The sequence below is a fragment of the Pseudovibrio exalbescens DSM 16456 genome (assembly GCF_000422785.1).
Lineage (GTDB): Bacteria > Pseudomonadota > Alphaproteobacteria > Rhizobiales > Stappiaceae > Pseudovibrio > Pseudovibrio exalbescens.
On sequence record NZ_AUGS01000002.1, the window covers coordinates 489118 to 504794 of the forward strand.

Genomic DNA, 15677 nt, shown 5'->3' on the forward strand with positions numbered 1-15677 from the left:
TGAAAAGCAAGAAGGGCGCCGCATACCAAGCCGCGCCCCTCCCTAGTGGACTTGATTGATTACTGCGCTGAAACGTCAGCAAAAGCCTTTTCGTAGATGTCGATCAGCTTCTGACCTTCATCACCTGTTGCTTCAAGGTAAGCGTCACGAGCCTTTGGGTACATCATCTCGCGCATTTCCGCACGTTCAGCATCGCTGAGTTCGCGAATGGATGTGCCGCTTTCCTTGATGACTGCCAGAGCTTCGTCGGCAGCTGCCGCCTTATGGGCAACCAGCTCCGGAATGACTTCCTCGAAAGTGTCCGTGATAATGGTCTGATAGTTCTCAGGCAAGGACGCCCACCATGCCTGGTTGAACAGCACCACGTCTTCGAATGCGCCGTGGTTGGTAAGGACCATATGATCCTGAACTTCATAGAACTTCATGCGCTGAATGGTGTCCAGCGGGTTTTCCTGGCCGTCAACAACGCCTGTTTGCAACGATGTATAAACTTCGTTGAAAGGCAGAACGATGGCTGAAGCGCCAAGTGATGTGAACTGGCTGATCAGGATTTTGGAGTCCATGACGCGGAATTTCTGGCCTTCAAAGTCAGCCGTTTTTTCCAGCGGCTGATTGGAGGTCATGTGTTTCCAGCCATTAGGCCACACTGCAACGCCTTTGACGCCGCGGCTATCAAAGGTCGCCAGCAGCGCTTCTCCGAACTCACCACCACGAATTTTCTGCGCTTTTTCCGTGTCTGTAGGCATCAGGTAGGGAATGTCGAGAACGGAAACCGCTGGGTTGAAGCCACCAAGGAAACCGGCGGGTGAAACGGTGCCCTGAATGATGCCGAGCTGCACGCCCTCTGTCATTTCGCGCTGGTTACCAAGCTGGCCCTGCGGAAAGATCTGGAACTCAACCGCACCATCTGTGCGTTCCTTGACGAGATCAGCCACTTTTTCCAGCATGATGTGCCGGGACTGGGCAGTGGATTCAAGGTGTCCAATCTGGGCTGTGTAGTCGGCTGCATTAACTGACGATACGGCAGCAAAAAACGCTCCGGACGTGATTGCGCAGGCAATCGCGGACCGGGCTACTTTGGAAAAGTGCGTCATGATTTCCCCGATACAATATATGAAGGCGTTGGCACATCTACACGAACCGATCCTTCTGTCAACATTGTTGAGAAGAATTGAGCTAATTTAGCGCATTCCCTCGTTTGCTGGCTACGTGAAACTGCATATATTCATAGTGTTTGGGGGGTAAAAAGAAAAGTTTTTTCTCATTATATTCATTGAGAAATTCAGCAATAAAGGTTCAAATTACTTAGCTTCATGTCAATTGGCAACAAGCTGCGAATCCTGAGTGCCTTTTTTCCACGCTGAATATTGCTCAATAATGGGGCACTCTGCCAATTTGAGTATCAGCTTGCTTTGCCAGTGCACGCATGCGTGTTTTTGGGTTTGTTGCTTGGAAAGGCGGGTGGAGTGATTGAAGTTCTTATTATCTGCCCGCATCATGCCTCGCGATAAGACTGGCGAGGGGCAGATGACGCACGAGATACTGACCAAGTTCCCCAAGTATGGTGATCCGACACTGAAAAGAGCAACGGAAGAGCAACTGGTTGAGTTCCTGCGCGAGCTCGTCGTCGCCAATCCAGTGCTGACGGAACTATTAGCAACGGCCGAACGCCTTGAATTGCCAGATGCATGGATTGTTTCTGGCGCAATCTATCAAAACGTATGGAATGCTCTGCTCGGTTATCCGCAAGGTTACGGGATTAAGGACTATGATCTGATTTACTTTGATGGATCAGATCTGTCGTGGGAGGCGGAAGATGCAGTCATCCGCCGGGTTGAGGCGGCCACCCAAGCAATGAACATCCCCGTTGAGGTTCGCAATCAGGCTCGTGTTCATCTGTGGTTCCCGGAGCGGTTCGGAACCTGTTATCCGCGATTGAGCAGCGCGACCCAGTCGTTGGAGTTTTATGCCTCCAAGACCCACGCAGTTGCCGTGGCGAGGACACCAGAGACGGGGCAGATCAAGGTGCATGCGCCTTTCGGTCTGAGGGCTGTTTTTGAAATGGAGCTCGTACCGAACTATAGAATAGATAACAAGGCCACCCATCTTGAAAAGTCGGCACGGCTGAAACGTCTCTGGCCACCCGTCAAGATAGTTGATTGGTAGCGAGTTCGGGCCCGGTTTGCAGGAGGCCTTCTGTGACGGAGAAGTCTCTGTCGCCAACAATGAGAGCGAAAATGCCCACGCATCCTGTGTCTCAGTCAGGTGTAAATTCTGATCTTGTCCGATTGGATCCAGCACGGTTGGCCGATCCGCAGGCGACTTGTGAATATGAGCGCCAATGTGTGCTCAAACTTCTGATGGCAAGTACGCCGGGAATGATGGGGGCGCTACGCGGGATTCGATCCATTGGGTTGCGAGATTGGTGCGTCAGCGGCCGTACCCTGACCTACGTGGTGTATTCGTCTCTCCTCGGCGCGCCGGCACACCAGACGCGCATGCCGCTGAGCGTGCTGTGCTACGAACCCGAACCTGCCGCCCTTGGGGTGGAACCGAAGGTCATCCAAAATTTGCGCCGTGTCGTGATGGATGAACGCTTTGATCTGCAAATTGTAAATGTGGCCAAGGAACGATCGCAACTGGTGGGAAACATTGTCTCCTGTGTCGATGAAGCGGTCCTCTACAGCCCGTTAAAGGCTTTGGCTGCTGGTGTCCGTTTGGGAGCTGATGGCTCGCTGAATTGCGTGGCGCCCTTTGGCCTCACGTCGCTGTTCAAAGCGGACCTTGCTCCAAATCCTTTTGGCCAAAACGATACTCTATACCTGCGGGAAGTGAACTTGTTTCAGCGGCTGTGGCCGGCAGGGTTCACCTGCTAAGGCTGAAGCTCTGAGCACAAACCCGTCAACCTCAGGATTGAAGGGGCAATAGTCGGACGGGAACCAATCCACGTAGACTGTTGCCAAGGTATATTGCGGATGCGTGTTGGACCATGTCGGGTGTTATGTCGGCTTCCTCAGCGTAGCCATAATCCACCAGGCCCGCTCGAAACGTTCCCGGTAATAACCCGTGGTGCAAATGCGGCGTTAGCAATTTGCCATCTAGCTCAACAAACAGGTTTGTGAAGCTACCTTCGGTAATGAAACCATCCTCGTTGCAAAACAGCACCTCACGGCATCCCCATCTACTCTGATAGGCTGCGCGCGTTTGATCATAAAACTGACGGTGGCTGGTCTTGTGAAAGAGAAAACGGTTCTGTGCGCAGACCGGTTCTTTGGCTATGCACACTGTCCATTGCTCTTCGTCTTCGTGAGCCAAGACGGTCGGCGCTATTGAGATGCATCCCTGATCATCCAGATCCAGCCGGACGCGATGCGGCTTTGCTGGCCACTGTTCGGCCGCAGTGCACAGCGCGCTTTCGGCGTTGTAGGCATCAAAGGGAAAGTCGAAATAGGCAGCGCTCTCCATCAGGCGCCGCAAGTGCCGCTCCAACAGAAAAAAGCCGTCTTCAGGTGTCCAGCGCATCGTTTCGAACAGCGTGAACGGCTCAACGGGTTCAGCGAAGACCTGCAACTTCAACAGACATTCATCGTACTCAGGCGCGGCGCCGGAATCATAAACCACGCCGGAACCGGTGCCGAGGGTTCCCTGGCCGTCTTCATCTACAACCAGTGTTCGGATGGCTATGTTGAAACAGAAATCCCCAGAAGGGTCGATGCTGCCGATGGAGCCGGTGTAAACGCCGCGGGGCGTTGCTTCCAGATCAGAGATGATCTCCATTGCGCGCAATTTGGGCGCACCGGTAATCGAGCCACAGGGAAATAAACGCTGTATTATCCGCGGTAGTCCTACACCATCGCGCAATTGACCTGTCGTGGTAGATGTCATTTGAAACAGACTGCGATATCTTTCGACCTCGCACAGGGAGGGAACGCAAACACTGCCGGGCTTGGCGATGCGGGACAGATCATTGCGCATCAAATCAAGAATCATGGTGTTTTCCGCGCGGGATTTGGCATCGTTTGCGAGCCATTGCGTGATCTTGCGATCCTCCGCGACCGTTCTTCCGCGGGCAGCGGTTCCCTTCATGGGCTTGCAGGTCAGATTCTGACCCTCTCGCTTCAAGAAAAGCTCCGGCGAGATGGAAAGCACCAGATAGCCGTCAATCTTCATCAAGGCGGCATAGTCAACCGGCTGTTGAAATAACAGCTTGCGGAACAGGCTGATCGGATCTCCTTCCAACATCGCTTCGGCACGCATGGTCAGGTTGATCTGATAAATGTCCCCTTGTGCGAGATGCGTTTGTGTGGCGCGGAAAGCCGCGTCGTATTCCGATCGGCTCAGGTCAAATCCCTTGATGTGGAGTGCTGTCCCCCGAGTGTTGTCCATGGCGGCGTCAAGCCAGGCGTCAAGTTCTTGCGCATTCAGCTCTTGGGGGGGCTTATAGGCACCAAACCATGCGAGCGGCAGCGTTGAAGAAGAGAGTGGGCGAGATGTGAGCTTCGGTTCGAAAGCCCAGCCGAATTCGTAGGAAAAGAAACCGGCCAGATGAGCCCCAGAGGCGCGCAGGGAGTCTAGTCGCTGCAGGTACTTGTTGGCTTCACTCAGCTCTGTGCATCTCACAACCGTGCCTGGAGATTTGTAAAGCCGTGCCCCACACCGGCTTTTCCGGTCTACCAGTAAAACCGTGCCTTCATCGAAAACTGTCATTGACCCCAACGCACACTTGCCCCGCCAAATGGGCAGCGGAAGAACAGGAACAGCGCGGCATATAACAGAGCCTGATGCTTGAGAGCAACTGCAAGACAAGGTGCCGGACGTGTTTCCTCAAGGATACTATGTCTGGCCGTCGTACGGTCCTTATGTCAGGTCATCGATGAACCGGGAAAGCCGAGCTTGCAAACTAACCAGGCGTTCATCCAACGCGAAGGCCTCTTGCTTCATGTGTTCGGTTGCACTGGAGGCTTGTGAGACCGCATTCCCAAGTGGTTCCAGATCCGAATAAACAGCATGAGTGCTTTGGGTCGCTGCGAAAATGCTTTGAGATATTTCTTTGGTTGCCCCGCCTTGTTGGTTGATGGCTCCAGATATTGCATCAGCATTTGCGTTGACGTCATCAATCGTGGCGGTGATGGAGCCAATGGCTTCGACGGCTCGTTTCGTCTGGCTTTGAATTGCGGTGATGTGGGTGCTGACCTCATCGGTGGCTTGGGATGTTTGGGTCGCCAATCCTTTTACCTCAGAAGCAACCACAGTAAAACCGCGTCCAGCTTCGCCTGCTCTGGCCGCTTCGATAGTGGCATTCAATGCCAGCAAGTTGGTCTGATCTGCTATCGCGTGGATCAACGTTATGACTTGTCCAACGCGGTTTGCGGCCTCGGACAGCTCGCTCATCGTGGCCTCCGCCTGTTTGGCGCTCTCGTTGGCACGACTAATCATGCTGTTGGTATTGACGATTTGACCTGCGATTTCATTTATGGAGGTTGATAGCTCTTCGGCTGCTGCAGCGACGGACTGAACGTTTCCGGATGCCTCTCCTGAAGATTTTTGGGCTGCCTCTGAGCATGTCATGGCTTTGGTGCTGAGAGACGCTAGTTCTTCAGTTGCAGTAAGAAGGGCTGCGGCATGTCTGCCCAAGGCGACCATAAGATCATTGGTTTCTACATTGAAAGCGGTGACAATTTCAGAGCCCGGTGCGCCAGCTTCCATGTTCGCCGTTTGATGGTGTTTCTGGTGCGCTGCAGCTTGGCAGGTCGCGAGTTCGGTTGACGTTGCAGCCAGAGTGTCTTCAGCGGCGGTAAGTTGCGCATTGATCTTGCTACAGGTAGCTGTCAGCAGGAAAGCCTCCGCCCATATCAGACCAACATCCATAAGCAGATGTGCCATGCTGGATCCGCTTTGCGAAGACCACGTCGTCAGCAGAGAGCCTGTTCCTAAAAAATGTAATGTTGCAATGAGTGCAAAGACCAGAATTGGGCGTTTGTCTAACCAGACAAGCATCATCGCAAGGCCAATATAAAACAACACGCGCGTGTTGGCGCCAAAGGTCGATCCAAACTCGGCAGGGTCGCCCGCAATAAACAGCAGGGAAACCAATAGGGGCAAACAAGTCGCCACACTGGTTCGCGTAAGAACATCAGGAGCTGTGCGGAGCCAAAAGCCTGTTGGAATCGCGGCTAGCAGCATCGCTGTGCCGGCCAGCAGGCTCAATGCGTCATGTCCGTTGGTCCAGGCTGAGGTGATGACAAGGAGCACCAAGATCCAAGAGACGGCCACAAAAATGCGAGTAAAACTGTGTTCAGGGGATGCTGGGGAGCTTGCACGATGCGCGGACGTTGTCATCTTCGGACCTCTGTCATGTACCATGACCACAGTTGACGAGAGTGAGGTGGAATGCAGCCTCGTTAAAACACAACCGACTCCGCTGGGAGCGTACGCTCCGTGCCTTGTCTCAGGCTGCATATATTGAACAGGCTTCACGTTTTGGGGGGCGGGCACGGCCAACAGTGCCAACTACAGCCCTAGCGAGAAGACGTTCAAGAAAAAACCCGCAGGGCAATGGCCGCTACGGGTATGTGGCAACAAGTATGTTTGTTCCATCAAGTGTAAAGAGTTTTTGCGAAAGGCGGCTTAAATATTAATTGTCGCTCAAGCAGGCTCGGCAAGGGGCTCGACTTCCGCGAAGCAAAAGCGTTGGCAAGTTGTGTCTTCGGTTTGGTTTAGTATCTTTTGAAAGACCTCGTTAAGGCGCTCGAGATCCTTCTCATCAATTTCATTGAGCAATGCTGTTGCAGCCTCCCACCGAGCTTTCGCTAGATCTGTGGCACGGCGTTTGCCGCGGGCTGTCAGCTCGACCATGACTTCCCGGCCGCGGCGACGTTGGCGCCGAACCAGCCAATCCTTCTCCAGGCGGTCAATCAACCGGACTGTAGCTGAATGGCTCAAACGCACTTCTGCTGCGATTCCGCCGATGGAAATGCTGGTGTGGCGCTGGATTGTAAGAAGAGCGGCTACTGCACTTGCGGATAGGTCTCCATAAGTCTGAAGACTTGTATCTTCGAGTAGCGTGCTGATAGCGGTTAACTTGTTTGCGACTTGATCAACTAACATTTGAAAACATTTCTGGAAATTGGTGCATCTGAGTTTGTTGATGACGAAAATAAATTAAAATTTTATATATTACAATAACCTTGTTCAATCTTGGGTGGTGTTTCCTTCCGATACGGAACATTTACCAATAGGTGTGTGTAGGTTCAAAGTTGGTGGCTTTAACCCGGAAAGGCCACGCCAATGCCCTTGAGACCGCAGTATCCCTCTGGATGTTTGGCAAGATATTGCTGATGATAGTCTTCCGCCCAGTAAAAATTATGGGCCATTTTGAGTTCTGTGGTAATCGTCCGCTTTATACTTTCGGACCGTAGCGCCTTTTGAAACAGTATTAGTGATTCTTCGGCAGCTGTTAGCTGATCTTCGTCCATTACATAAACTGCTGATCGATACTGGCTGCCAATGTCATTTCCCTGACGCATGCCCTGTGTGGGGTCGTGGTTTTCCCAAAATACTTTCAGAAGATCCGTCAGGGGGAGGTGGGCCGGATCAAATACAATCTTCACAACTTCTGTGTGGCCGGTTCGTCCAGTTGAAACTTCATTGTAGGTCGGGTTAGGGGTGGTTCCGCCTGCATAGCCAACACCTGTCACGTGAACACCCGGTAGCGGCCAAAAGAGGCGTTCAGCGCCCCAAAAACAACCCATCCCGACTACCAGCTCTCGTAGGCCCTCGGGATAGGGGCCATTTATTGGAATGCCAGAGACCTGGTGATTTCCAGGAGAGGTGAGTGGTGTGTCTCGGCCAGGCAGGCTGCCCTCTGCGGTCTGCTTGCTGAACCGGTTGGCCAGCAGTGTCATGAAAGACATTTATCCCTCCCCGTATTTTTCCATGCTTCAAAGCTGGCTCAAATCGAGCAAAAATCAAGCACGGCATATGACAGCGGCGGAAAAATCAGAGCAGGGAGGCGCGGAGTTTCCGCCTGCGGTCGCCATACCAGATCAACAGCAGGCCCAATGGTGTGAAGATTACCCATGCCGGATACTGGAGCAGGCCTTGCAAAATGGGATCCCATAAGAAAGGCGAGATGTGGCGCTGCACACCTGCTTGGGCCGCGTTCAACGTGCCAGGAGAAATGTCGAACCAAACCTGCCCCATCGGAGTAATGACCCAAGCCGACGCGGCGATGCTGCGGGTGCAATCAACCACGAACGACACAAGGGCAATGGCAATGAACCAAAGTCCGAGCACTCTAGCCAGGAAACTGAACACGTTTGCACTCCGTAATTGTTGCTTGTCTCGCCACCACTGATAGCGCATGTGGGGTCATCGTGCCCTTTAATCATGAACAACGAAACTCAACATCCGGTGAATGCGTTCCTTCTTAACAAGTTCACACGACGAGCGGCCGTCCCTCAACTGTCATGCGCAGTTCACAGGTTGGGGAAAGGTGAAGCCTTTTTGAAAATAAGTGCTTGCGCCCTACAAACGCTTTTACTATACCCCCTCTCACACCGCCGGCGCACAGCTGGTGTCGTGATGCGGAGAGGTGGCCGAGCGGTCGAAGGCGCACGCCTGGAACGCGTGTAGGCGGGAAACCGTCTCCAGGGTTCGAATCCCTGTCTCTCCGCCATTTTTATTATACCTTCCCTGAAAACCGATACCTCATTTCTCAGTCATCCTTGAGCATATCGCACTGATGCCTCACGGTGTTTGTTCTGGCAGAAGGGCCGCTCGTGTTTCTCTGATCGTCTCACCAAAGTGTTGTTTGTATGCTCTTGAAAGAGCGGCAGCGGATGTAAAGCCGGTGCGGGTTGCGATACCAACCGTTGGCAGACGTGTCTCCATAGCGAGCGCGCGCGCATGACCCAGCCTGGTTTGGCGATAGTAGCGGCCGGCTGGCATGCCAAGTTCTCGCCGAAACAACCGCTCCAGCGTGCGCAGCGAAACAGCTGCGTGTTCTGCAATGTCCTCAAGAGAGCGTGGAGCATCCATGGTGCGTTGCATGAGCCTGACGGCCCGGCCAAGCTGAGGCGAAAGCGCTGCGGTTTCTGCACGCTGGCGTTCGACAGGATCATAGACAAACAGCGCTTTTACATCGTAGGCAGGGGCCTCTCCCACGGTGTTTCGGATCATGTCCAGTGCCAGGTCCATTACGGCTGTCGCGCTGCCTGCCGTCAAACGATCTCCATCCACGACATACCCATCTGGCCGCAGCTTGACATTGAGAAACTCTTCTCGAAAGGCCTCGGATTCTTGCCAGTGAACGGTAGCTTCACGCCCCTCCAGCAAGCCGGCCGCAGCCATGACCCAGGCGCCCATATCCAAGCCAATGATCGTATCCACATGACGGGCTGCACCGCGTATTTCTCCAAGAGCTTCAGCGCGGGAAGCCGCACGAGCGCCATAACCAGCGACAAGCACCAGCGTGTCGGCCCCTTCAATCTCTTCTAGCGGCACATCGGCTTGTAACTGCATGCCGGATGAGCTGAGGACGCTGGCACCACCAGGGGTAGCAATCGACCAAGTGAAAATCGATTCTCCGGCCAACAGACAGGCAGCACGCAGCGGCTCTACAAAACATGCCAGCACCATGTTGGAGAAGCCATCCAGTGGCACGATGATGAGATTTTGGGGCGATATTGGCATAATAGATCAATTATATGACAGAAATTGCAAAATATAAACCGGCTACAAGCCCCTAAGGTCTGTGCGTCTACCGAAAAACACCCAAAAAGCTGGAGCACCCATTGAACTGGAAAACGTTTATTACCTGTGCGGTAACTGGATCGGGACAAAGCCACACCAAGAGCGATCGTGTGCCGGTAACGCCTCAGGAAATTGCTGATGCGTGTATCGAGGCTGCCAAAGCCGGCGCGGCTGTAGCCCATGTTCACGTGCGGGATCCAGAAACAGGGGCCCCTTCGCGTGATCCGGCACTTTACCGCGAGGTCGTCGCTCGTGTCCGCGAAAGCGAAACCGATGTGGTGCTGAACCTGACAGCCGGAATGGGCGGCGATATTGTTCTGGGTTCGGCCGAAGCGCCCCTGCCGCTGAATGAAGATGGCACGGATCTGATTGGCGCCAGTGAGCGTGTTGCCCACGTGGAAGAACTGTTGCCGGAAATCTGTACCCTGGATTGCGGCACGATGAACTTCGCCGAAGCCGACTACGTGATGACCAACACGCCCGGCACGCTGCGTGCCATGGCGAAGCGTATTCAGGATGCAGGCGTGAAACCGGAGATCGAGGTTTTCGATCTGGGTCATCTGTGGATGGCGCGCACCTTGGTTGAAGAGGGGCTGATTGATGACCCGGTACTGTTGCAGTTGTGCATGGGGATCCCTTATGGAGCACCAGCGGATACCAACTCGCTGATGGCCTTGGTCAACAATATTCCGGCGGGTTGGCAGTATTCCATGTTCTCCATCGGGCGGATGCAACTGCCCTACGTGGCGCAAGCGGTATTGAACGGCGGCAATGTGCGCGTTGGTCTTGAAGACAACATCTGGCTCGACAAGGGCGTTCCCGCAAGCAATGGCGACCTCGTTGAGCGCGCTGAAACCATCCTGTCCGCCATGAACGTGAAGCTCATGACGCCGGCAGAAGTACGCGAAAGCTTGAACCTCAAGAAGCGCTGGTAATAGGCGGAAACGGCAAACGCGCGTCACCCGCGCGCTTTCAGAAAGGAAGAGTGTATGACTTTGAGCAACCTGAACCGTCGCAGCTTTTTGCAGCTGTCGGCGGCAACCGGCCTGACCCTCGGCACGGGCATTCATGCCTTTGCCAAAACACCGCAGCCGAAGCGCGGCGGCTTGTTGCGGATCGGCCATTCAGGCGGCGCAACCTCCGACACGATTGATCCGGCAACCTATGCGGCCGGTCCGGTGGTCACCGCCATGTTGGGCGGGGTATGCAACAACCTCGTTGAGATTGATGCCGATGGAAACCCTGTACCGGAGCTGGCAGAGAGCATCGAACCGAGTGCGGACGCCAAAACCTGGACGTTCAAGCTGCGCAAGGTCACCTTCTCCAATGGCAAGCCTCTGACCGCTGATGATGTGATTGCGTCTTACAATCATCACCGCAGCGAAGATTCCAAATCAGGTGCCAAGAGCTTGCTGGCGCAGATTGAGAACATCCGCGCCGACGGTGATCGGGTGGTGGTGTTTGAACTCAAGAGCGGCAACGCGGACTTCCCATATGTTGCAGCGGATTACCACTTGGTCATTATGCCGGACAACGGCAATGGCAAGATCGATTGGGAAGCGGGCATCGGCACAGGTGGCTACACTCTGGAAGAGCATGAACCGGGGGTGCGTGTGCGCCTGAAGCGCCGCGACGACTACTGGAAGGAAGACCGCGCCTGGTTTGATGAAGTGCTTCTGCTGACAATCAACGATCCGACAGCACGTCAGAATGCGCTGGTCACAGGTGAGGTAGATGTCATCAACACCGTTGACGTCAAAACCGTTCACCTTCTGGAACGTCGTCCGGGTATCGAAACCGTCGAGGTTACCGGCACGGCGCACTACACCTTTCCGATGCATTGCGATAGCGCCCCATTTGATGATCCAAATGTTCGTCTGGCGCTCAAGCACGCTATCGATCGTCAGGAAATGGTGGACAAGCTGCTGCGCGGCCATGGCCGGGTTGGTAATGATCACCCGATCGCACCTGCAAACCGTTTCTTCGCCAAGGATCTTGAGCAGCGAGTTTATGATCCGGAGAAGGCCAAGCACTACATGAAAAAGGCTGGTCTTGATAGCTTGGACGTCACGCTTTCTACCTCGGAAGCAGCGTTCAACAGCGCTGTTGATGCTGCCGTTCTGTTTCAGGAAACAGCTTCCAATGCCGGCATAAACATCAACGTCAAGCGTGAACCTGCAGATGGGTATTGGTCCAACGTCTGGCTGAAGAAGCCGTTCTGCATGAGCTATTGGAATGGTCGTCCAACTGAAGACTGGATGTTCAGCCTTGTGTACGCCAACGACGCCAAGTGGAATGAGAGCCATTGGCAGAATGAGCGCTTCAACAAGCTGCTGATGCAGGCACGGGCGGAGCTGGATGAAAGCCGCCGCGCGGAGATGTATCGCGAAATGCAGATCCTGTGCCGCGATGATGGGGGCACCATCATTCCGATGTTCACCAATCACATCGACGGCAAGAACGACAAGGTTGCCCACGGCAAGGTGGCGAGCAACCGTTTCTTCGACGGCTGGAAGATCGTCGAACGGTGGTGGCAGGCTTAACACGAGCCCCGTCTGGCTTCGCCGCTTGTTTGTGGCGAAGCCAGTTCCCCACTCAATTCAAGATACAATTCGAAAGATACACACATGACATGCCCTATCGACCAGGCTGCCGTCATTGGAGGCGGAGTCATTGGTGGCGGCTGGGTAGCCCGCTTCCTATTGTCTGGCGTCAACGTCGCCCTTCATGATCCAAATTCAGATGCCCGCCGCACGGTGGAAGCCATGCTGGATAATGCGCGCCGTGCGCATCAGCGCCTTGTTGATACGCCGCCTGTGACAGAAGGTGTGCTGACCTTTCACGATAGCGTGGAAGAAGCCGTCGCCGGTGCAAGCTACATTCAGGAGAATGTACCGGAGCGGTTGGAAATCAAACATGACGTGATCGCAAAGATCGAGGCAGGTGCCGCTGCAGACGCTCTGATCGGCTCTTCCACCTCTGGCTTCAAGCCGTCGGAGCTGCAGGCCAAAATGCAGCATCCAGAACGCCTCGTCGTCGCGCACCCTTTCAATCCGGTGTATTTGGTCCCGCTCGTTGAAGTCGTCGGCAGTGACGTTAACACTGCAGCGACCACGGAGCGTGTAAGTCAGATCCTTGCAGGCCTGAGTATGCATCCCCTTGTGGTGCGCCGTGAAATCGAGGCCCACATCGCTGATCGTCTTTTAGAAGCAGTCTGGCGTGAAGGCCTTTGGCTGATCCACGACGATATTGCCACCACGCAAGAAATTGATGATGCGATCCGTTATGGCTTCGGGTTGCGCTGGGCCCAGATGGGGTTGTTCGAAACCTATCGGATCGCAGGCGGCGAAGCCGGCATGAAGCACTTCATCGAGCAGTTTGGCCCAGCATTGGCCTGGCCATGGACCAAGCTGATGGATGTGCCCGAAATGACCGATGAGCTGGCTCAAAAGATTGCCGACCAATCCGATGCGCAGTCCGGACAATACTCCATTCGTGAGCTGGAACGCATTCGTGATGACAATCTTGTCGGCATTTTGCAGGCGCTGAAGAGCCGCCGCTGGGGTGCGGGTGAAACACTGGCGCGCTGGGAGGAAGAACACTGCCCGTCTCAAGGCAACCCGTCAGATGACATTGATCCGGCACAGCCGCTGGCTCTGTATCAGACACGCGTAAAGGATGACTGGATCGACTACAACGGTCACATGACCGAACACCGATACCTGCAGGTGTTTGGCGATTCAACAGACGCCTTCCTCGCCTACATCGGCATGGACAAAGCATACCTTGAAAGTGGCCACTCAGTTTACACAGTGGAATCCCATTTGCGCCATACGGCCGAAGTTGGCGTTGGAGCGGTCATTTTTGTCACGACGCGAGTTTTGGGATGTGATGCCAAACGCGTTCGTATTCTCCATGAGATGACTGACGAAGACGGGCAGGTTTTGGCTACGGCGGAGCATATGCTCTTGCATGTGAACACGAATACCTCCCGAGCATGTCCGTTCCTGCCGCAATTGGCCGAACGTCTTGCCGCACTTGCGCCGGGGCAATCCAACCTTGAAGCACCAGCTTACGCCGGAGCCGGCATCCGCATGATTGGCTGGGCCAACAAGGAGGTCGTGTAACGTGCATCCGCTCCTCAAGATGATCTTGCAGCGAATTGCGCTTGGTCTCTTTACGCTCTTCGCGATCTCACTCGTTGTGTTTCTCGCGGTCGAGCTGCTTCCCGGGGATCTGGCGGAACAGATCCTCGGACAGTCGGCGACCCCGGAAACGGTCGCCGCGTTCCGGGCGGAGTTGGGCCTTAATATGCCCGCCCATGTTCGCTATCTGGATTGGCTGGTGGGCATCGTTCAGGGTGATTTCGGTCGGTCTTTGGCAAATAACCGCGAAATCGCTGAACTCATCTCCGTACGGCTGGGTAATACGCTGTTTCTTGCTTGTTATGCCGCAGCCATTGCGGTTCCCCTGTCCATCAGTCTCGGCCTGCTGGCGGCGTTATTGCGCGGCGGGATTTTTGACCGGGTGATCAATATCGTCACCCTGTCTTCGGTCTCCTTCCCGGAATACTTCGTGGCCTACATTCTGTTGCTGTTCCTTTCGGTGCGCATGAGCATGTTCCCGTCGATTGCAGACTTCGGGTCCGAAGCAAGTCTTCTTGAGATGATGTATCGCACCTTTTTGCCTGCACTGACGTTGGTGCTGGTGGTGACGGCGCACATGATGCGCATGACGCGTACGGCCATCGTCAATCTGTTGGCTCAGCCGTACATTGAAATGGCGCGTCTGAAGGGGGCATCGCCTGCACGGATCATCGTTCGTCATGCGCTGCCAAACGCGTTGGCACCCATCATCAATGTGGTGGCCCTTAATCTGGCCTATCTCATTACCGGGGTTGTGATTGTAGAAGTCGTGTTTGTTTATCCCGGGCTCGGCCAGCTCATGGTTGATAGTGTCGCGTCCCGTGACATTCCTGTGGTTCAGGCAACATGTCTGGTGTTCGCTGGGGTCTACATTCTCCTCAATCTGGTTGCCGATATTCTGTCGATCGCGACCAACCCGCGACTGTTGCACGGGAGGTAAGGTGATATGAAAATCGGCGTTTTGAAAGACGCACCCAAAACAGCCATTTTGGGTCTGGTCATCATCCTCATTTATGCGGTTCTGGGCATTTTTGCCGGTCAGATTGCACCGCACGGCGAAACCGAAATTGTCGGTATGGAGTTCGAGCAGTGGGGCGGTGAGTTTCTGCTTGGCACCGACAATCTGGGTCGAGACATGTTGTCTCGCCTGATTTACGGTGCTCGCAATTCGGTTGGTATCGCATTGGCCACAACGGCGTTAGCTTTCAGCATTGGTTCCGTGCTCGGTCTTTTGGCCGCAACACTGGGTGGCTGGGTGGATCAGTTCCTGTCCCGTTTCGTGGATATGCTGATTGCCATTCCCGCACTCTTATTTGCCTTACTGTTGCTGACAATTTTCGGAACCGGCATTGTCAACATGATCGGCGTGATTGCGGTTTTGGAAATGACCAGGGTCTTCCGCCTCACAAGGGCTGTTGCCATGAATGTTGTTGTCATGGACTACGTCCAGGCGGCGCGATTGCGCGGCGAGGGGCTTTGGTGGCAGATACGAGCGGAAATCCTCCCCAACATCGCGGCACCATTGGTGGCTGAGTTCGGTCTCCGCTTTTGCTTTGTCTTTCTGGCAGTTTCCGCGCTTTCGTTCTTGGGGCTTGGCATCCAACCGCCGACGGCGGACTGGGGCTCAATGGTCCGTGCCAACGCGGCGCTGATTACCTTTGGCGACATCACACCGCTCTTGCCGGCTGCGGCCATCGCTGTGCTGACCATCAGCATTAACTTCGTCGTGGACTGGGTGCTGCACTGCGCCTCTGGCCTGAAAGACTAATGAGGTGAGCC

General features: G+C 54.5%; 14 protein-coding genes and 1 tRNA gene. 8 read left to right on the plus strand and 7 right to left on the minus strand.

Going from position 1 to position 15677, the window contains the following annotated elements:
* Positions 1-59: 59 nt before the first annotated feature.
* Positions 60-1094: a TRAP transporter substrate-binding protein gene (locus G512_RS20015; RefSeq protein ID WP_036488476.1), complete on the minus strand. Its 1035-nt coding sequence runs from the start codon at positions 1092-1094 to the stop codon at positions 60-62.
* Positions 1095-1527: 433 nt separating this feature from the next.
* Here G512_RS20015 and G512_RS0104805 point away from each other — a divergent pair, with 433 nt between their 5' ends.
* Positions 1528-2166: a nucleotidyltransferase family protein gene (locus G512_RS0104805; RefSeq protein WP_081657373.1), complete on the plus strand. Its 639-nt coding sequence runs from the start codon at positions 1528-1530 to the stop codon at positions 2164-2166.
* Positions 2167-2303: 137 nt separating this feature from the next.
* Positions 2304-2876: a nucleotidyltransferase family protein gene (locus tag G512_RS0104810; RefSeq protein WP_162143361.1), complete on the plus strand. Its 573-nt coding sequence runs from the start codon at positions 2304-2306 to the stop codon at positions 2874-2876.
* Between the two features lie 31 nt (positions 2877-2907).
* Here the strand turns inward: G512_RS0104810 and pabB are convergent, their stop codons facing one another.
* From pabB to G512_RS0104835, 5 genes are all read right to left on the minus strand, one after another.
* The gene (gene pabB, locus G512_RS0104815) at positions 2908-4707 is read right to left on the minus strand and encodes an aminodeoxychorismate synthase component I (protein ID WP_028480735.1); all 1800 of its coding nucleotides are present in this window, start codon (positions 4705-4707) and stop codon (positions 2908-2910) included.
* Between the two features lie 150 nt (positions 4708-4857).
* On the minus strand, positions 4858-6339 hold the full coding sequence (locus G512_RS22005; protein ID WP_051268908.1) for a methyl-accepting chemotaxis protein: 1482 nt from the start codon (positions 6337-6339) through the stop codon (positions 4858-4860).
* Positions 6340-6645: 306 nt separating this feature from the next.
* The gene (locus G512_RS22010) at positions 6646-7107 is read right to left on the minus strand and encodes a MarR family winged helix-turn-helix transcriptional regulator (protein WP_051268909.1); all 462 of its coding nucleotides are present in this window, start codon (positions 7105-7107) and stop codon (positions 6646-6648) included.
* Between the two features lie 158 nt (positions 7108-7265).
* The gene (gene msrA / locus G512_RS0104830; protein ID WP_028480736.1) at positions 7266-7913 is read right to left on the minus strand and encodes a peptide-methionine (S)-S-oxide reductase MsrA; all 648 of its coding nucleotides are present in this window, start codon (positions 7911-7913) and stop codon (positions 7266-7268) included.
* A gap of 85 nt (positions 7914-7998) precedes the next feature.
* Complete coding sequence (locus G512_RS0104835; protein ID WP_073833129.1) at positions 7999-8316, minus strand: hypothetical protein; 318 nt, start codon at positions 8314-8316, stop codon at positions 7999-8001.
* A 271-nt stretch (positions 8317-8587) separates the two neighbouring features.
* On the opposite strand from G512_RS0104835, the gene G512_RS0104840 reads away from it, so the two are divergent.
* Positions 8588-8677, plus strand: a tRNA-Ser gene (locus tag G512_RS0104840).
* Positions 8678-8748: 71 nt separating this feature from the next.
* Here the strand turns inward: G512_RS0104840 and G512_RS0104845 are convergent.
* A complete protein-coding gene (locus tag G512_RS0104845; protein ID WP_036488482.1) occupies positions 8749-9693 on the minus strand; it encodes a GlxA family transcriptional regulator in 945 nt (314 codons plus the stop codon).
* A 101-nt stretch (positions 9694-9794) separates the two neighbouring features.
* Here G512_RS0104845 and G512_RS0104850 point away from each other — a divergent pair, with 101 nt between their 5' ends.
* The 5 genes from G512_RS0104850 to G512_RS0104870 all read left to right on the plus strand — a co-directional run bounded on the left by G512_RS0104850 (position 9795) and on the right by G512_RS0104870 (position 15666).
* Positions 9795-10688 carry a BKACE family enzyme gene (locus tag G512_RS0104850; protein ID WP_028480739.1) on the plus strand — a complete coding sequence of 298 codons (894 nt, stop codon included), beginning with the start codon at positions 9795-9797 and terminating at the stop codon, positions 10686-10688.
* A 54-nt stretch (positions 10689-10742) separates the two neighbouring features.
* On the plus strand, positions 10743-12296 hold the full coding sequence (locus tag G512_RS0104855; RefSeq protein ID WP_028480740.1) for an ABC transporter substrate-binding protein: 1554 nt from the start codon (positions 10743-10745) through the stop codon (positions 12294-12296).
* Between the two features lie 84 nt (positions 12297-12380).
* Entirely contained in the window at positions 12381-13880 is a 1500-nt protein-coding gene (locus tag G512_RS0104860) for a carnitine 3-dehydrogenase (protein ID WP_028480741.1), read from the plus strand.
* 1 nt (position 13881) lies between these two features.
* Complete coding sequence (locus G512_RS0104865; protein ID WP_028480742.1) at positions 13882-14838, plus strand: ABC transporter permease; 957 nt, start codon at positions 13882-13884, stop codon at positions 14836-14838.
* A 6-nt stretch (positions 14839-14844) separates the two neighbouring features.
* Complete coding sequence (locus G512_RS0104870; RefSeq protein WP_036488484.1) at positions 14845-15666, plus strand: ABC transporter permease; 822 nt, start codon at positions 14845-14847, stop codon at positions 15664-15666.
* The last annotated feature ends 11 nt before the right edge of the window (positions 15667-15677 follow it).